Annotated in this window: 21 protein-coding genes; 7 read left to right on the top strand and 14 right to left on the bottom strand. The window is 71.1% G+C overall.

Translation table 11 applies throughout. The features are described 5' to 3' along the window. Window positions 1-27: 27 nt before the first annotated feature. The 3 genes from M4V62_RS05040 to M4V62_RS05030 form a co-directional block, all read right to left on the bottom strand. Window positions 28-1,041: a hemolysin family protein gene (locus tag M4V62_RS05040; RefSeq protein WP_249586006.1), complete on the bottom strand. Its 1,014-nt coding sequence runs from the start codon at window positions 1,039-1,041 to the stop codon at window positions 28-30. Continuing rightward, window positions 1,038-2,372, bottom strand: coding sequence for a hemolysin family protein (locus M4V62_RS05035; protein ID WP_249586005.1), 1,335 nt, complete (start codon window positions 2,370-2,372; stop codon window positions 1,038-1,040). The genes M4V62_RS05040 and M4V62_RS05035 overlap by 4 nt, the downstream gene beginning before the upstream one ends. 181 nt (window positions 2,373-2,553) lie before the next feature. Further along, window positions 2,554-2,979, bottom strand: coding sequence for a GNAT family N-acetyltransferase (locus M4V62_RS05030; protein WP_249586004.1), 426 nt, complete (start codon window positions 2,977-2,979; stop codon window positions 2,554-2,556). 149 nt (window positions 2,980-3,128) lie between these two features. Between M4V62_RS05030 and M4V62_RS05025 the strand changes: the two genes are divergently transcribed. Then, window positions 3,129-4,700 (top strand): outer membrane protein assembly factor BamB family protein, encoded by a 1,572-nt coding sequence (locus M4V62_RS05025; protein ID WP_249586003.1) that lies wholly within the window; start codon window positions 3,129-3,131, stop codon window positions 4,698-4,700. Window positions 4,701-4,811: 111 nt separating this feature from the next. Further along, window positions 4,812-6,467, top strand: coding sequence for an outer membrane protein assembly factor BamB family protein (locus M4V62_RS05020; RefSeq protein ID WP_249586002.1), 1,656 nt, complete (start codon window positions 4,812-4,814; stop codon window positions 6,465-6,467). 46 nt (window positions 6,468-6,513) lie between these two features. On the opposite strand, the gene M4V62_RS05015 is transcribed toward M4V62_RS05020, so the two are convergent. The 3 genes from M4V62_RS05015 to M4V62_RS05005 are packed head-to-tail and all read right to left on the bottom strand — an operon-like array spanning window position 6,514 to window position 10,896. Then, window positions 6,514-7,404, bottom strand: coding sequence for a TIGR03621 family F420-dependent LLM class oxidoreductase (locus M4V62_RS05015; RefSeq protein ID WP_249586001.1), 891 nt, complete (start codon window positions 7,402-7,404; stop codon window positions 6,514-6,516). A 49-nt stretch (window positions 7,405-7,453) separates the two neighbouring features. Further along, window positions 7,454-10,018 (bottom strand): ABC transporter permease, encoded by a 2,565-nt coding sequence (locus tag M4V62_RS05010; protein WP_249586000.1) that lies wholly within the window; start codon window positions 10,016-10,018, stop codon window positions 7,454-7,456. Window positions 10,019-10,032: 14 nt separating this feature from the next. Beyond that, window positions 10,033-10,896, bottom strand: coding sequence for an ABC transporter ATP-binding protein (locus tag M4V62_RS05005; protein ID WP_249585999.1), 864 nt, complete (start codon window positions 10,894-10,896; stop codon window positions 10,033-10,035). Between the two features lie 195 nt (window positions 10,897-11,091). Between M4V62_RS05005 and M4V62_RS05000 the strand changes: the two genes are divergently transcribed. Next, the gene (locus M4V62_RS05000) at window positions 11,092-11,319 is read left to right on the top strand and encodes an antitoxin (RefSeq protein WP_190078868.1); all 228 of its coding nucleotides are present in this window, start codon (window positions 11,092-11,094) and stop codon (window positions 11,317-11,319) included. A 4-nt stretch (window positions 11,320-11,323) separates the two neighbouring features. Continuing rightward, window positions 11,324-11,695, top strand: coding sequence for a fic family toxin-antitoxin system, toxin component (locus tag M4V62_RS04995; RefSeq protein ID WP_249585998.1), 372 nt, complete (start codon window positions 11,324-11,326; stop codon window positions 11,693-11,695). 54 nt (window positions 11,696-11,749) lie between these two features. Here the strand turns inward: M4V62_RS04995 and M4V62_RS04990 are convergent, their stop codons facing one another. Further along, window positions 11,750-12,100 carry a VOC family protein gene (locus M4V62_RS04990; RefSeq protein WP_249585997.1) on the bottom strand — a complete coding sequence of 117 codons (351 nt, stop codon included), beginning with the start codon at window positions 12,098-12,100 and terminating at the stop codon, window positions 11,750-11,752. A gap of 50 nt (window positions 12,101-12,150) precedes the next feature. On the opposite strand from M4V62_RS04990, the gene M4V62_RS04985 reads away from it, so the two are divergent. Continuing rightward, entirely contained in the window at window positions 12,151-12,513 is a 363-nt protein-coding gene (locus M4V62_RS04985) for a VOC family protein (RefSeq protein ID WP_249585996.1), read from the top strand. Window positions 12,514-12,520: 7 nt separating this feature from the next. Here M4V62_RS04985 and M4V62_RS04980 read toward each other — a convergent pair whose 3' ends face one another. From M4V62_RS04980 to bioB, 4 genes are all read right to left on the bottom strand, one after another. After that, window positions 12,521-13,192, bottom strand: coding sequence for a class I SAM-dependent methyltransferase (locus M4V62_RS04980; protein ID WP_249585995.1), 672 nt, complete (start codon window positions 13,190-13,192; stop codon window positions 12,521-12,523). Window positions 13,193-13,602: 410 nt separating this feature from the next. Continuing rightward, on the bottom strand, window positions 13,603-14,334 hold the full coding sequence (bioD, locus tag M4V62_RS04975; protein ID WP_249585994.1) for a dethiobiotin synthase: 732 nt from the start codon (window positions 14,332-14,334) through the stop codon (window positions 13,603-13,605). Window position 14,335: 1 nt separating this feature from the next. Then, on the bottom strand, window positions 14,336-15,625 hold the full coding sequence (locus tag M4V62_RS04970) for an adenosylmethionine--8-amino-7-oxononanoate transaminase (protein ID WP_249585993.1): 1,290 nt from the start codon (window positions 15,623-15,625) through the stop codon (window positions 14,336-14,338). Further along, a complete protein-coding gene (bioB, locus tag M4V62_RS04965) occupies window positions 15,618-16,844 on the bottom strand; it encodes a biotin synthase BioB (protein ID WP_249585992.1) in 1,227 nt (408 codons plus the stop codon). The genes M4V62_RS04970 and bioB overlap by 8 nt, the downstream gene beginning before the upstream one ends. 163 nt (window positions 16,845-17,007) lie before the next feature. Between bioB and M4V62_RS04960 the strand changes: the two genes are divergently transcribed. Next, window positions 17,008-18,150, top strand: coding sequence for an 8-amino-7-oxononanoate synthase (locus M4V62_RS04960; RefSeq protein ID WP_249585991.1), 1,143 nt, complete (start codon window positions 17,008-17,010; stop codon window positions 18,148-18,150). Here M4V62_RS04960 and M4V62_RS04955 read toward each other — a convergent pair whose 3' ends face one another. Beyond that, window positions 18,151-18,375, bottom strand: coding sequence for a DUF397 domain-containing protein (locus M4V62_RS04955; protein ID WP_249585990.1), 225 nt, complete (start codon window positions 18,373-18,375; stop codon window positions 18,151-18,153). A 9-nt stretch (window positions 18,376-18,384) separates the two neighbouring features. Continuing rightward, window positions 18,385-19,245, bottom strand: a complete 861-nt coding sequence (locus M4V62_RS04950) for a helix-turn-helix domain-containing protein (protein ID WP_249585989.1) — start codon at window positions 19,243-19,245, stop codon at window positions 18,385-18,387. 270 nt (window positions 19,246-19,515) lie between these two features. Here M4V62_RS04950 and M4V62_RS04945 point away from each other — a divergent pair, with 270 nt between their 5' ends. Continuing rightward, the gene (locus M4V62_RS04945; protein ID WP_249585988.1) at window positions 19,516-19,977 is read left to right on the top strand and encodes an ATP-binding protein; all 462 of its coding nucleotides are present in this window, start codon (window positions 19,516-19,518) and stop codon (window positions 19,975-19,977) included. Here M4V62_RS04945 and M4V62_RS04940 read toward each other — a convergent pair. Beyond that, complete coding sequence (locus tag M4V62_RS04940; RefSeq protein ID WP_249585987.1) at window positions 19,966-20,877, bottom strand: LysR family transcriptional regulator; 912 nt, start codon at window positions 20,875-20,877, stop codon at window positions 19,966-19,968. The genes M4V62_RS04945 and M4V62_RS04940 overlap by 12 nt on opposite strands. Window positions 20,878-20,904 lie beyond the last annotated feature (27 nt).

Genomic DNA, 20,904 nt, shown 5'->3' with positions numbered 1-20,904 from the left:
TCGCTTCAGAGTTTCAAAGCCGCGGCATCAGACGGGCTGACCGAACAGCTCCCGCAGTACGTCCTCCATCGTGACCATGCCGGCCAGCCTGCCGTCCGAACCGAGCACCGCCGCCACATGCGTCCGGCTGCCGCGCATCGCGGTCAGCACGTCGTCCAGCGGCGTGGTCTCGCGGACCTGGGCGATCTTGCGCATGTCCGGCACCCGGAACGGCAGATCGCGCGGCATCCGGTCGAGCGCGTCCTTGACGTGCAGATAGCCGACGATGCGACGGCCGTCGTCCACGACGGGGAAGCGCGAGAAACCGGACTCCGCCGAGAGCCGCTCCAGCTCCTCGGGCGTCACGCCCACCCGGGCGTAGACCACGCTCTCCAGCGGGAGCACCACATCCCTCACCGGACGGCGGCCCAGCTCCAGGGCGTCGTGCAGCCGCTCCTGGGCGCGGTCGTCGATCAGGCCCGCGTCACTGGAGTCCTTGACCATCCGGGCCAGCTCGTCGTCCGAGAAGGACGCGCTCACCTCGTCCTTCGCCTCGACCCTGAGCAGTTTCAACAGGCCGTTGGCGAACGCGTTGATCGCGAAGATGACCGGGCGCAGCGCCCGCGCGATCGCGACGAGCGGCGGGCCGAGCAGCAGCGCCGTGCGCACCGGCTCGGCCAGCGAGATGTTCTTGGGGATCATCTCGCCGAGCAGCATGTGCAGATACGTCGCCACCGTCAGGGCGATGACGAACGAGATCGGGTGGACCAGACCGTGCGGCACCCCGACGCCGTCGAACATCGGCTCCAGGAGATGCGCGATCGCGGGCTCGGCGACGATGCCGAGCACCAGCGTGCACAGCGTGATGCCGAGCTGCGCCGCGGCGAGCAGCGCGGAGACGTGCTGCAGACCCCACAGCACGCTCTTGGCGCGCCGGTCGCCCTCCTCGGCGTACGGCTCGATCTGGCTCCTTCGTACGGAGATGAGGGCGAACTCGGCGCCCACGAAGAAGGCGTTGACGACGAGGGTCGCCAGACCGATCAACAACTGGACGGCGATCATCGCTCCTCCTCCTGGTGGTGGTCGTCGTGCAGGGGTGCGTGCAGCAGGACGCGGGCCGCGCGGCGGCCGCGGGCGTCCACGACGTCGAGCCGCCAGCCGCCCACCTGGACGCTGTCGCCCTCGGCGGGGATGCGGCCGAGCTCGGTCGCGACGAGCCCGGCGAGCGTCTCGTACGGCCCGTCCGGGGCGCGCAGGCCCACGCGGGCCAGCTGGTCGGTGCGGGCCGAGCCGTCGGCGGAGTACCGAGTGCGGCCGTCGTCGTCCGTGCCGTCGGTGGCGATGTCGGGCGTCTCGTGCGGGTCGTGCTCGTCCCGCACCTCGCCGACGACCTCCTCGACGATGTCCTCCAGGGTCGCGACGCCGGCCGTGCCGCCGTACTCGTCGATGACCACGGCCATCGTGCGCTTGCCGGAGAGCCGGTCGAGCAGACGGTCGACGGTCAGCGACTCCGGTACGAGGAGAGGCTCGCGCATCAGCTCGGCGACGGGGAAGCGGGCCCTGCGCTCGGCCGGTACCGCGAGGACGTCCTTGATGTGCGCGACGCCGACGACCGAGTCGAGGTTGCCGCGGTAGACGGGGAAGCGGGACAGGCCCGTCGCACGGGTGGCGTTCGCGACGTCCTCGCAGGTGGCCATCACGTCGAGCGCCATGACCTGGACGCGCGGCGTCATGACGTTCTCCGCGGAGAGGTCGGCGAGGTTCAGGGTGCGGACGAACAGCTCGGCGGTGTCCGCCTCCAGGGAGCCCTGCTTGGCGGAGTGCCGGGCGAGCGCCACCAGCTCCTTGGGGCTGCGTGCGGAGGCCAGCTCCTCGGTGGGCTGGATGCCGAAGCGGCGTACGGAGCGGTTCGCGGTGTTGTTCAGATGCGCGATGAAGGGGCGGAACAGGGCGCTGAACAGGCGCTGCGGTGTCGCCACCCGTTTGGCGACGGCCAGTGGCGAGGAGATCGCCCAGTTCTTGGGGACGAGCTCGCCGACGACCATCAGGAAGACCGTCGAAAGGGCCGTGCCGATGACCAGGGCCACCGAAGAGGCCGCGGACGAGGGGATGCCCATGGAGCGCAGCGGGCCCGCGATCAGCTTGGCGATGGAGGACTCGGAGAGCATGCCGACGACCAGGTTGGTGACGGTGATGCCCAGCTGGGCCCCGGAGAGCTGGAAGGTGAGGTTCTTGACCGCCTTGAGGGCGCCGGCGGCGCCGCGCTCGCCCCGTTCGGAGGCTCGCTCCAGCTCGCTGCGCTCGACCGTCGTGAGGGAGAACTCGGCCGCGACGAAGACGCCGCAGGCCAGCGAGAGCAGCACCGCCACGAGGAGCAGGAGCACTTCGGTCATCGGGTCACCTCCGTCCCATGATCGGGCAGGGACCGGGGGAATGCGCGATGTCGGGTACTGGGAGGCTCGCCCATGGGCGGACGCTCACACCTTTCGTTGACGTTCGAGTGGTCCGTCCATATTAAAGGACCAGCAAAGGCCACTCCTGTGGACTGTTCGCGGGTACCCGCGGAGCGGCCGCTCAGTCGGTGAGGTGCTTGACCCAGCGGCTCCACTGCGGCTGGGGGGCGTAGCCGGCGGCGTGCCACGCGTGGTGGGCCGGCTCGTTGCGGTCGAGGACCATGGCGTCGCCCCTGCGCCCGCCGAGGCCCAGGAAGCGCTCCTCGGCCGCGGCGAGCAGCGCCGAGCCGATGCCCTGGCGCCGGTGGTCCGGGTGCACGGCGAGGCGGTAGAGGTGGCAGCGCCAGCCGTCGAATCCGGCGATCGCGGTCCCGGCGATGCGGCCGTCGCGCTCCGCGAGCAGCAGGGCATCGGGGTCCCGTGCGACGAGGCGGGCCACTCCGTCGCGGTCGTCGCTGATGCTCGTCCCCTCCGCGGCTTCGCGCCAGAACCGCAGCACGGTGTCGATGTCCGCAGGGGCCGCGCAGCGGATGTGGAGATCACTCATGGAGAGATGAAAGCAGTGCGGCCGCCTGTCTGGCGAGCGGTTTCCGACGGCCCGGCCGGTGCCCTCCGCCCTCGGGCGGAATCCCGCCTTGAAAACTTTTTCTAGAAAATGGCTCTAGAAAGGGTGATGATTGGGCGAGAATCTCGGTCATGGTCAATCGTGAGTCCGAGCCGGTGCATCAGCCGGTCCCCGGCAACCCCTACGTCCTGCCGGTGCCGCCCACCGGCAGGACGCGCAGAACCGGCGTCGCCATCGGCGCCGGCGCCGTCGCCCTGGTCCTGATCGGTGTGGGCTTCTACGCCGTCACGCACAAGGATGGCGGCGGGAGCGGGAACGGTTCCCGTGAGCCCGTCGCGGGATCGACACGGGAGTCGCCGGACGGCGGGCGTGAGTCGGCAGAACCGGACCGGGACGCCGGCGCTGAGGGTGACGCGAAGGACGACGGATCGGCCGCCGTGATCGACGTCAACGCGGGGCGCAAGCCCGGTGAGGCCAAGGCCTGGGTCGCCATGAACGACATCGAGCTGCCGGGCAAGGGCGCGCAGCTCCAGGACCTCTGGCACGTGCCCGGCATCGTGGCCCAGGCCGAGTACGACGAGGTCAGCGGCTACCGGACCTCGGACGGCACCAAGGCATGGACGGTTTCGGTGCCCGGCACGGTGTGCGACACCCCGGTGAACCCCACACCGGACGGCAAGGTCGTGGTCGCGTACACGAAGCGGAAGTCCGAGCGGGACACGGCCTGCGACCAGCTGCGGATGATCGATCTGAAGACCGGTGAGAAGGGCTGGCACAAGGAGCTCGTCGACCACGGCTTCTGGGACGACACCAGCATGACCCACGTCTCCATCACCGGCGGCACCGTGCTGGTCGACCAGAGCGCCACCATGCGCGCCTACCGGATCGGGGACGGCAAGCGGCTGTTCACGACCGAGCGGGAGCGCGAGGGCGGTTGCTCCCTCGACGGCGTCGCGGGCGGCTCGCGGCTGCTCCAGGTGGAGTCCTGCGCGCCGGGCAGCCCCAGCACCCACGGCCGGCTCAAGAGGCTCGACCCCCGCACCGGCGACGTCAAGTGGACCTACCGGACGAAGAAGGGCTGGAGCATCCAGAAGGTCCACTCCGTCGACCCCGCCGTGGTCGTCGTCCAGAACCGCGAGGAGATGGACAAGTGGGCCGTCGTCGCCGTCGACGACAAGGGGAAGCAGCGCTCCTGGATCGGCGTCGACAAGGGGCCGCACAAGTTCGCGATGTGCGCCGGGGCGGGAGACTCCGGCGAGGGCGTGCAGAACTGTCCGGGGGCCGCCGTCGCCGCGGACACGCTCTATATGGCGACCGAGCCCAAGGACGGCCTCCTCGGCCCGAACAAGATCGTCGCGTTCGACCTCGGCACGGGAAAGCCCAAGTGGACCGGTGCGGTCGAGGGCGGGCGGCAGATCACGCCGGTGCCGGTGGCCGGAGGGGCGCGGCCCGGGGTGATCGGCTACGCACGGGCGCAGGACGGCAAGAACGGGCAGACCGTCCGGTTCGGCCCCCGTGGCGGCAAGCCGGACGTGCTGCTGCGGCACACCTCGTCGGCCCAGGGCATGGAAGCCGGGATGTACGCCGGCAACACACTGTACGCCGACGGCCGGTTCTTCGTGACGCCCACGCGTCTGTCCGGCAAGAGCCACGGCGGCAAGGGCGAGGAGGGCAACGCCCGCATGCTCGCCTTCGCCCGGTGAGGCCCGTCGACGGGCGCCCCGTGCCCCCGTCGATGAGGCCCCGGCCTCGCAGCAGAGACCCGTATCAGCACCCGCACCCGTACCAGCACCCTCACCAGCAGTGGAGCCACGATGACGCAGCCCGCCCCGCCACCTGAGCAGTCCCCGCAGTACCCGCAGGGCCCGCCCGCGCAGGGTGGCTTCGGCCCGCCCCCGCAGGGCGCCTTCGGCCCGCCGCCGCAGGGGCAGTCGCCGCAGGGACAGCCTTCGCAGGGGCAGCCCCCCGGCTTCGGCCCGCCCGTGGCCCCGCCGCCCGGTGGCTTCGGTCCGCCTCAGCCCTATCAGCCGACTCCGCTGCCCGCCCCGCCACCGGGCGGCGGCGGAGGCAGACGGCCGGGGCGCCGCACCGCGATCGTCGTCTCCGTCGTCGCCGCGACAGCCCTGATCGTCGGCGGCGGAGTCTGGTACGCCACTTCGTCCGGCGGCGGCTCGAAGGACAAGACCGCGGCCAAGCCGGGCGGCGACGGCGCGGCGCCCACGTACGAGAAGCCCAAGGAGAAGGTGCCGGCGGATCCCAAGGCCTTCTTCACGACCAAGGCCCTGCAGCCCAAGTTGCCCAAGGGGGAGAACACTTGGAAGGCGGAGGGGTCCTGGCTCACCGACAAGGTGTACGCGAAGGCCTCGGTCGAAGCGATCGTCGGCGTCGACGCCACGTCGGGGAAGGGGCTCTGGCGCCTGCCGAAGCCGGGGGAGTCGTGCGCGGGCTCCCCGGACCTGGGCAAGGGCAACATCGCCGTCGTCGTCACCGGGTCCAAGGTGCACGACGACAGGGGCTTCAAGGACGCGTGCACCGAGGTCACCGCCTTCGACGTGGACACCGGCGAGAAGCTCTGGACGAAGTCGATCACCGTCGGCTACCAGAAGGACAAGACCGTGTTCAATCAGGTCACCATCAGCGGTGACACGGCGGCGGTCGGCGGTCTGTACGGCGGCGCGGCGTTCGACCTGCGCAGCGGGAAGGTCCTGTGGGAGCCGAAGCAGGGGGAGAAGTGCCACGACGTCGGCTACGCCGGCGGCAAGCGGCTGGTGGCGGTCAATTCCTGCGGTGAGTTCGGCTCGGAGCGCTACCGCGTCGAGATCCTGGACCCGCGGACGGGCGCGTCGAAGGGCGGCCACAAGCTCCCCGACGGCGTCACCTCTCCCAGCGTGATCTCCGTCCAGCCGGTGGTCGTCGCCGTGGACTCCGGAAAGATCAGCGGATCGGGTGCGACGGACGTCTTCGCCTTCGACGAGGGCAGCGACCGGCGTACGCGGATCGCGCTGCCCGACGACAAGTACCTGCACGAGTGCGGCACCGCCTCCATCGTCCAGGACTGCCGGGGCATCACGGTGGGCAACGGCAAGCTGTACGCCCCCACCGAGCAGCGGGACGGGGCCAAGGAGTACTCCTCGACGAACGACATCGTGGCCTTCTCCCTGGCCACCGGGAAGACCACGGGGGAGCGGGTCTCGGCGGGCGACCACTCGCCGATCTTCCCGATCCGGATGGACGGCGGGAACGTCCTCGTCTACAAGAGCAGCCCGGTCACCCAGGTGGTCTCCCTCGACGGCAGGACCCTGAAGCAGGAGAAGGTGCTGCTCGACGCCACGACCCGGCCCAGCACGCTGTCTCCCCTGCGGTCCGAACTCGTCTTCAACCACAACAAGCTGTTCGTCAGCTCCGACCTGCTCGCCCAGTACTCCGGGAGCAAGGAGACGGTCATGATGTACGGCTTCGCCGCCAAGTAGCCCGCGGGGTCCGGCGGCACGAGCGGCCGGGCCCCCGGCCCGGCGCTCACTCGTCGGCCAGCTCCTCGATGACCGGACCGAACGCCTCGAAGTACGGTTCGAGGACCGTGATGTACGAGAAGCCGTACCGCTCCCGCTGGGCGCGCAGCTGGTCGGCGATCTGCCGGACGGTGCCGACCAGCAGGAGCGGCAGGTCGAGCGCCGCGTCCTCGGTGAGATGCGGGATGTAGTCGAGGAGGGGCTTGATCGCTCTCCGGCGGTCGCCGGTCACCTCCACCAGCTGGGTCAGCAGGTTCAGCTCCGCCGGTGCGGAGCGGCCCGCGGCCAGGCGCCGGTAGGTGGCGACCCGCTCGTCCAGCTCCTCGGGCGTGAGGTGGCTCATCTTCCCGCTGCTGTCGCCCGGCGCCGCCTTGGCGCCGGTGAACGCCGCGATGTCGGCGTGCTCGGCCGCCAGCTTCAGCAGGCGGTCGCCGTTGCCGCCGACAAGGAGCGGCGGCCTGGGCTGCTGCAGAGGCCGCGGCTGGTGCTCGTCGGAGCCGAGGAGCCTGTCCAACTCCTCGACGGTGCGCCGGAGATGGTCCACGCGTTCACCGGGCGTGCCCCAGGGCAGGCCTGCTACGTCGTGCTCCGGTCCGACGTATCCCGTGCCGAGCCCCACCTCCAGGCGGCCGCCCGTGAGCTGGTCCGCGGTCGCCACCTCGCGGGCGAGCAGCGTGGGGTTCCAGAACCCGGTGTTCAGGACGAACGTGCCGACGCGGGGCCGCTCGGTGGCCTCGGCCGCGGCGACGAGCGAGGGGAACGGTGAGGGCATGCCGAGATGGTCGGCGACCAGGATGACGTCGTAGCCGAGTGCCTCCGCCTTGCGGCACTTCTCGCGCCACGCGTCGCCGGTGGAAAGGGCGACCATGTTGACCCCGAAGCGGAACGGGCGAGTCATGAACTCTCCTCACGCGTATGGACAGTTGGGCACATTCGGCCCCAGCTCATCACTCATGCGCGATGGCCGCCAGCACATTCATGCGTGATGCACGCAGCGCGGGCAGCAGCGCCGCGGCGAGGCCCACGACCACCGATCCGATCAGCACCGCGATCACCGTCGTCCAGGGGATCGCGAACGCCGTCATGCCCTGCAGCGCGAGCACTTGCTGCGCCGCGACGCCCCACACCAGGCCGAGCGCGAGCCCCAGCATGGCGCCGAACACCGCGATCACCACCGATTCGAGGCGGATCATCCGGCGCAACTGCCGCCGGGCGAGCCCGATGGCGCGCAGCAGACCGATCTCACGGGTGCGTTCGACGACCGAGAGGGCCAGGGTGTTGATCACACCGAGGACCGCGATGATGATCGCCAGGCCGAGGAGCGCGTAGACGAGGTAGAGCATCACGGCGATCTGCTCGCGGATCAGTTCCTTGTAGTCCGCCTGGTCGCGGACCTGCACCTGCGGATACGGGTCGAGGGTCTTCTCGAGCCGCTCGCGCAGCGTGTCGGCATCCGTGCTCGAGGCCGCGTTCACGTACAGCGCGGAGTCCTGCCCGCCCGGCACGTACTCCTCGACCGTCCCCATCCCGAAGAAGAGCCCGCCCTCGATGCCGAACCCCTCGGACCCCGGCTGGTCGGTGAGCGCGCCCACCGTCAGTTCCGTCTTGCGCCCGCCGGGGAACTCCACGGGCAGCTCGGAGCCCACCCGCGCCTTGTGGTCCCGCGCGAAGTCCCGCTGCATGGCGATGCTTCCGGGCGCGAGGGCCTGAGCGGTGCCGCCTTCGACGTACGTGACGCGGGCGACGTCGTCCAGACGCGGGTCGTAGCCCGCCGCGGTCGTCTCCACGCTCTTGCCGTCCGGCATGGACACCTTCACGGGCGCGAACCGCTGGCGCACGACGAGCCCGGCGCCGTCGGTGTCCCGCACCTTTTCGGTGATCTCCTGCGAGAACGGCATGAAGTTGCTGTTCTGTACGACGAAGTCGGCGCCCAGCGTTTTGTCGATCTGTTCGTCGAACGACTTGGTCATCGAAGCGCTCGCCACCGACATGCCGCTCACCAGGGCGAGGCCCACCATCAGGGCGGCGGCCGTGGCACCCGTGCGGCGCGGGTTGCGCAGCGCGTTGCGCTGGCTCATCCGGCCGACCGAGCCGAACAGGGCGGGGAACGCGCCGCCGAGCACCCGGATCACCGGGCGGACCAGGAGCGGCCCCGCGATCACGGTGGCGATCAGGGTCAGGACGAGGCCGAGCCCGAGCAGGGACGCGGCCGAGGAGGTCTTCTCCGCGGTGGCGCAGCCCACGAGCGCGGCCGCGCCCGCCGCCGCCACGACCGCGCCGACCGCGGCGCGGATCCTCAACGGCCGTCCCACGCCCGCGATCTCCGCGTCGGCGAGCGCCGCCATCGGCGACACGTGCGCCGCGCGCCGTGCGGGGAGGTAGGCCGCGACGAACGTGACGCCGACCCCGACGACGTACGAGACGACGGGAGTTGCCCACCCGATGACCATCTCGGTGGACTTCAGGTTCATCCCGAACAGGCCCATCAGCTCGATGAGCCCGGCCGCAAGGCCGATCCCCGCCGCGAGGCCGACCGTGGAGCCGACCGCGCCGAGCAGGACCGCCTCGGTGAGCACGGAGCGGCGCACCTGCCTGCGGTCGGCTCCGAGCGCGCGCAGTAGGCCCAGTTCGCGCGTGCGCTGCGCGATCAGCATCGAGAAGGTGTTGACGATCAGGAAGATGCCGACCAGGACGGCGATCCCGGCGAAGCCGAGCATCACGTACTTGATGACGTCCAGGAAGCCGCCGAGTTCGGACGCCGCCGACTCGGCCTGTTCGTCGGCGGTCTTGAGGTCGTAGCCCGAGCCCAGGTCGGCGGCGATACGGCGCTTGAGCTCGGTGTCGCTCACGCCGGGGTCGGCGTCCACCGAGATGCCCGTCGCCGCGTCCTTGTCGCCCAGGAGCTCACGCTGGGCGGTCGGGGTGTCCAGGAAGACCAGGGCCGCGCCGGGGTTGGTGGTGGTGAAGGTGACGATGCCGACGACCTCGACCTTGAAGGAGCCGGGCGCGGCGAGCACCGTGAGGGTGTCGCCGATCCGCACATCCTTCTTGTCGGCCGTGTCCGCGTCGAGCAGCGCCTGGTCCTTGCCGCGCGGGGCGTGCCCCGAGGTCAGCTCGACGGGGCTGCGGTCGGTGACGTACCAGTTGGTGGCGATGGTGGGGGCGCCGGTGGTGGAGCCCACCGGGTCGTTCTCGCTGTCGACGACCGTGAGGTTCTCGACGGCCGCGTCGACACGGGTCCTCGCGACCCCGTCGACCTCGGCGAGGCGCCCGGCGAGCTTGGCGGGGACCGTCGGTGTCTGCCCCGACGGCACCGCCTCGTCGAGGTCCTCCTTCGGCTCGACGGTCACATCGGCGGACGTCGAGGCGAAGAGGCGGTCGAAGGTGCGGGCCACCGTGTCCGAGAAGATGAGGCTGCCCGCGACGAACGCCACCGAGAGGATCACGGCGAGCGCGGAGAGCAGCAGCCTGCCCTTGTGTGCGAGGAAGCTCCTGAGGGTCGCCTTCAGCATGGCCGCGGACCGCCTCAGTCCCGGTCCGGCGTGCTGTCGGCGCCCTGGTCGCCGTCGGCCCCGGGAGGGCTCTCCTGTTCGGGGCGGCTCTCCTGCGGCAGCGCGTGGATCACGTCGAACCGCTTGAGGCGTTCCAGGACCGACTCCGCCGTCGGGCGCGGCATCTCGTCGACGATGCGGCCGTCCGCGAGGAAGAGCACCAGGTCGGAGTGGGCGGCGGCGCCCGGGTCATGGGTCACCATGACGACGGTCTGCTCCAGCTTGTCCACGGCGTCACGCAGGAAGCCGAGCACTTCGAGGCCCGCGCGCGAGTCGAGGTTGCCGGTCGGCTCGTCCGCGAAGATCAGCTCGGGGCGCGACACGAGCGCCCGCGCACAGGCCACGCGCTGCTGCTGGCCGCCGGAGAGCTGGGCGGGCCGGTGCCCCAGGCGGTCGCGCAGGCCGAGCGTGTCGATGACGTACTCCAGCCACTCCCGGTCGGGGCGCTGGCCCGCGATGTCCATGGGCAGCGTGATGTTCTCCAGGGCGTTCAGGGTGGGGATGAGATTGAAGGACTGGAACATGAACCCGATGCGGTCCCGACGCAGCTGCGTCAGCTCCCGCTCCTTGAGCCCCGTGATCTCGGTGTCGCCGAGCCACACCTGTCCCGCGGAGACGGTGTCGAGTCCGGCGAGCAGGTGCATGAGCGTGGACTTGCCCGAACCGGACGGGCCCATGACCGCCGTGAACCGGCCGCGTGCGATGTCCACGTCGACCGAGTCGAGGGCGAGCACAGCTGTCTCGCCGGAGCCGTACGCCTTGGTCAGCGCGCGTGCGCGCGCGGCGACCTCGATGGGCTCCGCAAGGCCTGGGGCCGGTGCCGAAGCAGGTGTGGACAAGGCCGCCTCCTGGGTCGTGGCCGTTCCAACTCCCGTAATCCTGCCGAGAGTAGAGGGTCGGGGCGGGTGCCGGTATCCCTCCAAGGTCGTGAACCGGAGACGTATGTAAGGGGCACTGGCCGGGGATTCCTGTGCGCCCCTGCGCCCGCCCTTGCCCTCTTGCCGGTGCTAGCGTCGCGGCGCTAGCTTGAAGGCATGGCGAAGACCCAGCTGAACGTGCGGGTGGACGAAGGCACCGCCCGGGCCGCGCGCGAGCGCGCGCTGGCCCGCGGGATGAGCGTGAACCGCTACATCGAGGAACTGGTCAAACAGGACGCCGGCGAGGTCGGCCACACCTTCGTCGAGGCAGCCGCCGATTTCATGAAGCAGTACGAATCCGTCTTCGCCGAGGAGTTCGGTCCCGAGCGCGAGGGTCGTCGTTAAGCCCTTGAACCTCAGAATCGATCTTGCCTGGCTGTTGATGGTCGCCGAACACAAGACGCCGGGAGACCCACAGGTCACCGACTGGGGTGCCCTGGTGGCCGCCGTCAGCCGGCACGAGGCGGAGATATTCGGCGTGCCCGTCTACGAAAGCCCGCACGACCGCGCCGCCGCCCTGCTCCAGGTCCTGCTGCACATCCCCGCCCTGGAACGCTCCAACGCCCTCTTCGCCTCGTCCGCCGCCTACGCCTATCTGGTCGCGAGCGGCCTGAAGGTCGTCACCTCGCCCGAGCAGGTGCGCGAACTGGCCCGTCTGGTGAAGGAGGACGGGGCGAGCGTGCGCACCATCGCGGACGAGCTGCGGAAGTGGAGCCTTTAGCCGCCGGGGGAGCAACCGGGGGAGCGACCGGGGGAGCCGCCGCCCGGCGGGAGCTCACAGGTCGGTGGCCCGCGGGTGGCGCGGTTCGTACAGGCCGACCTCGCCGCCGCCCGGCAGCCGGAAGCGCGTGAGCAGACCCCACCCGGCGTCGGTGACCGGCTGGGTGAACTGCACCCCCTTGGCGGTCAGTTCACGCACCGTCACTTCCACGTCGTCGCACATCAGATAGAGCTCGTGCGACTCCGGTCCCGGGGTGGGATGGACCGCGGCCTCGGCAGGCGGCAGCCTGAAGATCAGCCACCCGCCGCCCGCGTCGACGTGGGGATACTTCAGTACGTCCCGGAAGAAGTCCCGGTCCGCATCGGCGTCATTGCTGTAGATGATGAGGTGCGCGCCATTGATCATGCGGCGAGGATAGGTTCGGTGGGAGAGAGCCGCACTTCAGGAGGACGCCCATGCCTGCCGCCATCCAGCCGATGATCATCACCCCTGATCTCGACCGCCTGCTGCGGTTCTACCAGGAGCTGCTCGGGGCCCAGGAGGTGTCGAGGACTCCGGAGGAGGGGCCCGCGTTCTTCGTGGACCTGCGCATCGGCGACTCGGAACTCGGCGTCGTCTCGGACACGAGCGTGCCGCTCGACACGCCCCAGCGGATTCTGCTGAGCGTCGCGGTGGAGGCGGTGGACGACCTCCTCGAGCGGGTGGAATCCCTGGGCGGCGAGACGCTCGGGCCGGCCAACGACATGCCGTGGGGGCAGCGCGTCGCGCACATCAAGGACCCGGACGGCAACGCGGTCAACCTCACGCAGTTGATCTGACGCCCGGTCAGTCGTTCTCCGGCCGCCGTGCCGTGCCGAGCACGCAGTACGAGGAGGGCAGTCGCGGTCCCTTCGCCGGTACCAACAGCCTTCGGTACGGGCCGAGTTCGAAACCCGCGGCGCGCAGGGCGCCCAGGGTGTCCCGTGCGACGTGACAGCCGCCGAAGAGCAGCGGCCACACCGTGCGGTCCAGGGCGCGCTGCGCGGTCGCCATCCCCGAGCCCGGAGCCACGCCGTGCTCGAAGAACCGCAGCTCGCCGCCGGGCCGCAGCACGCGCCGCAGCTCGGCGAGGGCGCGGGGCACGTCGCGCACGCTGCACAGGACCAGTGAGGCCACGGCGCCGTCGAAGGCCTCGCTCTTGACGGGCAGGGCCTCGGCGGCGCCGGGCACGACATCGACCGGTACGTCGGCCCGCACGGCCGCTGAGGCCGCCAACTGTCGCAGGATGCGCTCCGGTTCGATGGCGACGACCTCGGAGACCGCCCCCGGATAGTGCGCGAAGTTCAGGCCGTTCCCCGCGCCGACCTCGATCACACGGCCGGAGAGCCCGGCGAGCAGCTCTCTGCGGTACGTCGCGATCACGCGCTCGGCGGCCACGCTCTGGCGGGCGTAGAAACGGGCGAAGACGGGATGGTACACGGCGTCCCGGGACGCTGCCTTGGCGGAGCGAGGTGACATGGGGCCCTCCTCGACGGGGCGAGCGGATACCGCAATGGTGCCCCGGCGACGCCGCTTTCCCCCACACGAACGGCACCGAGTCGCCCCGGCGGCGAGCGCTCGCACAGCCGCCGGGGCGACGGCACGGCCATCTTGGGTCGGCGGGGCGCGCTCGGGAGGAGCGAGGGGGCGGACCTGAGGAACCGGCTGCGCCTCGTCCGGTCGTGCCGGGGCGGACTACGCCGATCCGCGTCGCGAGGATCCATGCGTGTCGCTGCCGGATGCCCCGCGACCGGCGCTCCCGTACGCACGCGGCGTCTGCCGCCGCCGGATCCGCCCACAGCCCGGGTGTCGCAGCACCCGCCGCGTCCACGCGGGCCCGGCCAGGCAAAGGAGGCGGGAGGGTCACAGACCCTCCCGGCCCCGGGGCCTCAGCCCGCCCGCACCGCCGCCTCCCGTGCCGTGAATGCCGCCCCGTCCCATGTACCGCCCAGCTCCGGACCCAGCCAGCCCCCGGCCCGTGCCCGGAAGTCGGCGCGTGACAGGGCGCCCGCCCGCTCGGGCACCGCGCCCAGGAGCGGGGCCTCTGCCTGTTCCGGCAGGTCCGCGAGGTTGCAGCGTGCTGCCAGGTCCGGTGCGGCGGGCCAGCTGCCGATCGTCACGCCCAGGGGGGTCAGGCCGCGGGCCCGCAGCGCCTCCGTGGTGAGAGCCGTCATGTTCAAGGTGCCCAGGCCCGCCGGCGTGACCACCAGAACCGGGGCCGCGAGGAGGCGGGCGGCGTCCGCGAGGGAGGAGCCCTCGTCGTCGTAGCGTACGAGCAGGCCGCCCGCGCCCTCGACCAGGACCAGGTCGTGCTCCGTCGCCAACTTCTGTGCCGCGTCGGCCACTTCGTACGGACGGACCGGCGCCATGCCCGCCCGCCGCGCCGCCGTGTTCGGAGCCAGCGGCTCCGGGAAGCGGGCGAGTTCCAGGGTGGTGATCTCGTCGCCCGCGAGACGCGTCACCTCCTGCGCGTCACCCGGCTCGCCGGGTGCCACCCCCGTCTGCGCGGGCTTGAGCACCGCGACACTGCGCCCCGCGGCCAGCCCGAGCGCGGCCACGGCGGCCGTCGTGACCGTCTTGCCGATCTCGGTGCCGGTACCCGACACCACGATGACCGTCATCTCAGCCCTCCTTCGCCGCCGCGCACACCGCGCGCCCGATCCGTGCCACGTCGTCGTCGCTCGTGATGAACGGCGGCATCGTGTAGATGAGGTCGCGGAACGGCCGCACCCACACCCCCTCGCGCCTCGCCGCGCTCGTCGCCGCCGCCATGTCCACGTCGTGGTCGAGCTGGACGACACCGATCGCGCCGAGCACGCGTACGTCCCGTACGCCCGGCAGCGCGGACGCCTCGGTCAGCGTGCCGCGCAGACCCGTCTCGATGCGCTTGACCTCGGTCTGCCAGTCCTGCCCGAGCAGCAGCTCGATCGAGGCACAGGCCACCGCGGTGGCGAGCGGGTTGCCCATGAACGTCGGGCCGTGGGCAAGGACCGGCACCTCGCCCCGCGAGATGCCGTCCGCGACCCGCGCCGTGCACAGCGTCGCCGCCAGCGTCAGATAGCCGCCGGTCAGCGCCTTGCCCAGGCACATCACATCGGGCGTGACGCCTGCGTGGTCCGCGGCGAACAGCGCGCCCGTGCGGCCGAACCCCGTGGCGATCTCGTCGAACACCAGCAGCACGTCGTGCTCGTCGCAGGCCTCCCTCAGCACCCGCAGGTAGGCGGGGGAGTGGAACCGCATACCGCCCGCGCCCTGCACCACCGGCTCCACGATCACGGCGGCCAGCTCGTCCGCGTGGCGCCCGATCGCCTCACGCAGGTGATCGGCGTACGCGTCGTCGTACGCCTCGAACCCCGCAGGCGGCGCGTCCGCGAACACCTGCTGGGGCAGCGCGCCCTGCCACAGCTCGTGCATGCCGCCCTGGGGGTCGCACACCGACATGGGCTGCCAGGTGTCCCCGTGGTAGCCGCCCCGCCAGGTCAGCATCCGCCGCTTGTCCGGTCGGCCGAGCGAGCGCCAGTGCTGCAGGCACATCTTGACCGCGACCTCGACCGACACCGAACCGGAGTCCGCGAGGAAGACATGCTCGAGGCCGTCCGGCGATATGTCGACAAGGCGCTTCGCCAGCCGGACGGCGGGCTCATGGGTGAGCCCGCCGAACATGACATGGCTCATCCGGTCCAGCTGATCGCGGACCGCGTCGTTGAGCACGGGGTGGTTGTAGCCGTGGATCGCCGCCCACCAGGACGACATCCCGTCGACCAACTCGCCCCCGTCGCCCGCCAGCTGGAGCCGCACGCCGCTCGCCGACTCGACGACCAGGGGCTCCTGGCGGCCGGGCATGGGGCCGTACGGATGCCACACGTGGCGTCGGTCCAGGTCGAGCAGTTCGGGCACGGAGAGGTCAGGCATTGGGCGCCAGGTCCGTTCCCGCGCCCCGGCGGCGTACCGCCACCAGGTCCGTGCGCGCCTCCGAGGACTCCGAGGCATCCGACGACGCGGACTGCTCGGGCACGGCGGACTGCTCGGCCGGTTCAGCCGGTTCAGCCGGTTCGGACGAGCCGCAGGGCCCGCAGCCGCCCCCGCCGTCCCCGTGCGATCCGCACCCCGCCGCCGCGAGCGCGTCCGCGCGGTGCTCCGGCAGCGTCACCGTGTCCGTGCCCTCGACCTCGAAACCGGCGTCGGCGATCATGTCCAGGTCGGTCTTGCCGGCCTGGCCCTCACTGGTCAGGTAGTCGCCCAGGAAGATGGAGTTGGCCAGGTGCAGCGCCAGGGGCTGCATCGAGCGCAGATGCACCTCGCGGCCGCCCGCGATGCGCACCTCCACGTCGGGGCAGACGAAGCGGACCATCGCGAGGATGCGCAGGCAGCGCTGCGGGGTGAGGTTCCACTCCTTGGCCAGCGGGGTGCCCTCGAAGGGGATCAGGAAGTTGACCGGCACCGAGTCGGGGTCGAGGTCGCGCAGTGCGTAGACCACGTCCACCAGGTCGTCATCCGTCTCGCCCATGCCCGCGATCAGACCGGAACAGGCGGAGAGGCCCGCGGCCTGCGCCTGCTGCACGGTGTCCACGCGATCGGCGTACGTGTGGGTGGTGGTGATCTCGCCGTACGTCCCCTCGGACGTATTGAGATTGTGGTTGTACGCGTCCGCGCCCGCCGTGCGCAGTTTGTCCGCCTGGCCCGCGGAGAGCAGCCCGAGGCACGCGCACACCTCGACGCCTTCGTTCTGGTCCTTGATCGCCTCGATGGTCTGCGACACGCGGTCGACGTCGCGGTCGGTCGGACCGCGGCCGCTCGCGACCAGGCAGACCCGCTTGGCACCGCCCGCCACCCCGGCCGCCGCGGCCTGCGACGCCTCGTCGGGCTTCAGCCAGGTGTACTTGAGGATGCCGGCCGTCGAGCCAAGACGCTGCGAACAGTACGAGCAGTCCTCCGGGCAGAGGCCCGACTTCAGATTGACCAGATAGTTGAGTTTCACCCGCCGCCCGAACCACTGCCGCCGTACCTTCCCGGCGGCGGAAACCACGTCGAGAAGCTCGTCGTCGGAGGTGGCCAGCACGGCCAGCGCTTCTTCGCGGGTCGGCAGCTCGCGCCGAAGCCCCTTGTCCACCAGCGTGTTCAGCAGATCCATGGCGCTGATCCTTACGTACGAGAGCCTCCCTTTCCAAGGAGACTTCGCACAACAGAAACGCTGAGAGGTGTGGGTATTGCCACATCCTGGCCCGGTGGCCGGACGGCTAGGGTCTGTGCACTGTCTACAAACCGGCCAGTGATGACGACCCGGAGGAACCCTCATGGCGAGCGCGCCGTTCGACTGGATCGACGAGCAGGCGAGCCTGCGCGCACAGGCCGGACTGGTCCGCACCCTGCGCCCCCGCCCCGCCGACTCCGGCGGCCTCCTCGACCTGGCGAGCAACGACTACCTGGGCCTGGCCAGACACCCCGAGATCACCGGGGGCGCCGCGGCCGCGGCCCGTCGCTGGGGCGGCGGGGCGACCGGATCACGCCTGGTGACGGGCTCCACGGAGCTGCACGCGGAACTGGAGCGGGAGCTCGCCGAGTTCTGCGGCTTCGAGGCCGCCCTGGTCCTCTCCTCCGGATACGCCGCGAACCTCGCCGCCGTCACCGCCCTCGCCCCGCACGGCTCGCTCATCGTCTCGGACGCGGGCAACCACGCCTCGCTGATCGACGGCTGCCGCCTCGCGCGCGGGACGACGCAGGTGGTGCCGCACGCCGATCCCGAAGCGGTGCGCAAGACGCTGGACTCCCACGCGGGTCCCGCGGTCGTCGTGTCGGACACGGTCTTCTCGGTCGACGGCGACGCGGCTTCACTCATCGAACTGTCTTCCGCTTGTGGCGAGTTCGGCGCCGGGCTCATCGTCGACGACGCCCATGGACTCGGCGTGCTCGGCGACGGCGGACGGGGCGCACCGCAGGCGGCCGGGCTCGCGGGCACCGCCCACACGGTGGCCACGGTCACCCTGTCGAAGTCGTTCGGCAGCCAGGGCGGCGCGGTCCTCGGCCCCGCCAAGGTCATCGACCACCTGATCAACGCGGCCCGCACCTTCATCTTCGACACCGGGCTCGCCCCCGCCGCCGCGGGTGCGGCACTGGCCGCCCTGCGGCTGCTCGTGCGGGAGCCGGAGCGCGCCGCCCGGGCCCGCGCGGTCGCGGCCGAGCTGCATGAGCGCCTCACGGCGGAAGGTCTCTCGGCGGTACGTCCCGACGCCGCCGTCGTCTCCGTGCGCGCACCGTCACCGGAAGCGGCCGTGCGGTGGGCCGCCGACTGCCGGGGCGCCGGTCTCGCCGTCGGCTGCTTCCGTCCGCCGTCGGTGCCCGACGGCATCTCGCGGCTGCGGCTGACCGCACGTGCGGATCTCACCGGCGCGCAGATTGCCGATGCCGTACGAGTGATCAGCCGCACCGCACCCCGGTAGTCACCGGAGGCCGTGGACGAAGGCCTCCCATGTGGCGGGTGAGAAGAGCAGGGCGGGCCCTGCCGTGTTCTTCGAATCGCGCACGGCGAGAAGCCCCTGCTTCGGCCCTGAAGCGAGCGAGGCTGTCTCCACGCAGTTGTTCATGCCGTTGCTGCGGCTGCTGCGATACCACCGTGCGCCGTGCAGAGAAGTGCTTGAGGGTACGTGCCGAGGCAGTGCAGTCATGGTGCCTCCTTACGCGCCGTCACCTATCCCGGCGATGTGATCCGTTGATTCCTCGGGTGAAAGTGCTTTTCCTTGAAGGGAGTTGAAGGCATCCGTGTATGCCTGGAGGTCTTCTCTCCGTTCGAGGTAGAGGCTACTCGTCAAGTGGTCTAGAACAACCACATCCAGATCAGCAATGTTCGGAAAGGAGAAGATAACGAAAGATCCGATGAGGCCCACGTGCTCTCCGGCGGCGAACGGCAACACCTGAAGTCGTACATGGGGCAACTGTGCGGCTTCCAGTAACCGTTTCAACTGACCCGCGAGCACATGATTCCCGCCCACCGGCCGGTGCAGCACCGCCTCGTCCAGGATCACGCTCAGTCGCAGCGGCGGAGCCGCGCGCAGCACGTCCTGACGCGCCAGACGCACCTCGACCAGCGTGTCCACCTGTTCCTCCGGCAGTCCGTCAAGGGCGGCCCGCGTCACCGCACGCGCGTAGTCCGGCGTCTGCAGCAGGCCGGGCACGACGGTGGTCTCCAGGGTGCGCATCCGACAGGCCTGTGACTCCAGGCTGATGAAGTCGCGGTAGGCGGGCGGCAGCAGCTCGCGGTAGGCGTGCCACCAGTGGCGGCGTCCGCCGTCGTCGTCCGAGCCCGCCAGCGCCACCAGCAACTGGCGCAGTCGGGGGTCCCGCACCTCGTACGCCTCGAGCAGCAGGCGTACGTCGGCCGCCTTGACGCTGCTACGCCCCGTCTCGATCCGGCTCACCTTCGACTGATGCCAGCCGACCCGGTCCGCCGCCTGGCCACTGGTGAGCCCGGCGTGCGTGCGCAGTGCACGCAGTTCGGCGCCGAGTTTCCTTCGGCGCACCGCGGGACCGTACCGCATGTCCGTCTCCTTTCGGACGGAGCCTCCTTTTTCGGCCTCACTCCGCCCTCTTCCCGGCGACAGTAGAGGAAGCGTCGGCCTGCCGCCCAAATACGGTCTCTCGTAGCAGAGTTCACCGCTTCGAGCGACAGATATATGCACATCTTGGTGGATGGCCACCTCTGAGCACCCCAAGAGTGGCAGGCTGGCGCGAAGCACCATTCCGGGACTGTCCTCGTGCCTTCCGCTACGAGTCGGAGCCGAGCCCCGGTGGGAAAGGGACACGTCGCCATGGCAGACCTTCAGGAAGCATCCGTCACCCTGCCGAGCGCTCCTGCCTCGGTCTCCGCGGCCCGGAAGTTCGTCTCGAACATCCTCGGCGAGTGGGGCCTGCCAGGTGATACCGAAGTGGCCGACACGGTCCGGCTCATCGTCTCCGAACTCGCCACGAACGCCGTCCAGCACACCCGGGGCGAGTCACCCACCTTCACGGTGGACATCGAGCTGGACCGGGAGGAGCAGCTGCGCATCGGCGTCACCGACAGCCACCCCCGCTACCCCAAGCGGCTGCCCGCAGCCGTCCAGCAGGACAACGGCCGAGGCCTGGTGATCATCCGCTGGCTGACCATGGAGTGTGGCGGCAGGCTCTCGGTCACGCCCACCCCCGAGGGCGGCAAGACGGTCTGGATCGCGCTGCCGTGGACCGCGCCGGTCCGCGGCGGGACAGCGGCCTCCTCGCCCTCACCCCGGTGAGCGTCCGAAGGCGCCACGGAGCAGGGCCCTGAAGGTGTCCGCCGCGGGGTGCGACTCGTCGGTGCGGTGGACGACCGAGATCGTGCGGCGCAGATCCCCCGGCTCCAGGGGCCTGACCCCCACCGGGGTGGCCGCCGTCCTCGCCACCATCTCCGGTACGACGGCGACGCCGAGCCCGGCGCTGACCAGCGCGCACACCAGCGCGTATCCCGGAGTCTCGACCAGGACCGCAGGTGTCGCCCCGGCCCGGAAGAGCGCGGACTCCACGCCCTGGCGTGGCGGATGCGTCGGCGCCATGCTGATCAGCGGCTGTCCGGCGAGTTCGGTCAGGGGCAGCCGCGACGACGCGCTCGCCAGCGCGTGGCCGGGCGAGGTCACCAGGACCAGCTCCTCGACCAGGATCGGCTCCGCGGTCACGGACGCGGGCAGCGCCACCGGATCCGCGGGCTCGTACGTGTGCGTGAGCGCCAGGTCGACATGGCCCGCCGCCACGGCCGCGACACCGAGCGGCGGTTCATAGCCCCGTACCGTCAGATCGACGTCCGGATGGGCGCGGCGGAACGCGGTCAGCGCGGGCGGCACCAGATGGATCCCGGCGGTGGTGAAGGTCCCCACGCGCAGCCTGCCGCCGGACAGGCCCGCCAGCTGGGCCAGTTCGTGCCGGGCCTGCTCCATCTCGTCAAGGACCCGGCGCGCCCGCGCGAGCAGCAGCTCGCCCGCGCCGGTCAGCCGCGCCCCGCGGTGGTGCCGGACCAGGAGCGCGGTGCCCGCCTCCCGTTCGAGCTTGGCCAGCTGCTGGGAGAGGGCGGGCACGGTGTATCCGAGGCGCTCGGCCGCGCGAGTGATCGACCCGGCCTCGGAGACCGCCACCAGTGCGGCGAGCCGCGTCGGGTCGTACATGGTGTCTCCCGGTGCAGGAGCCGACGG

This window comes from Streptomyces durmitorensis (assembly GCF_023498005.1).
GTDB lineage: Bacteria > Actinomycetota > Actinomycetes > Streptomycetales > Streptomycetaceae > Streptomyces > Streptomyces durmitorensis.
This window is presented reverse-complemented; position numbering and strand designations above follow the sequence as displayed.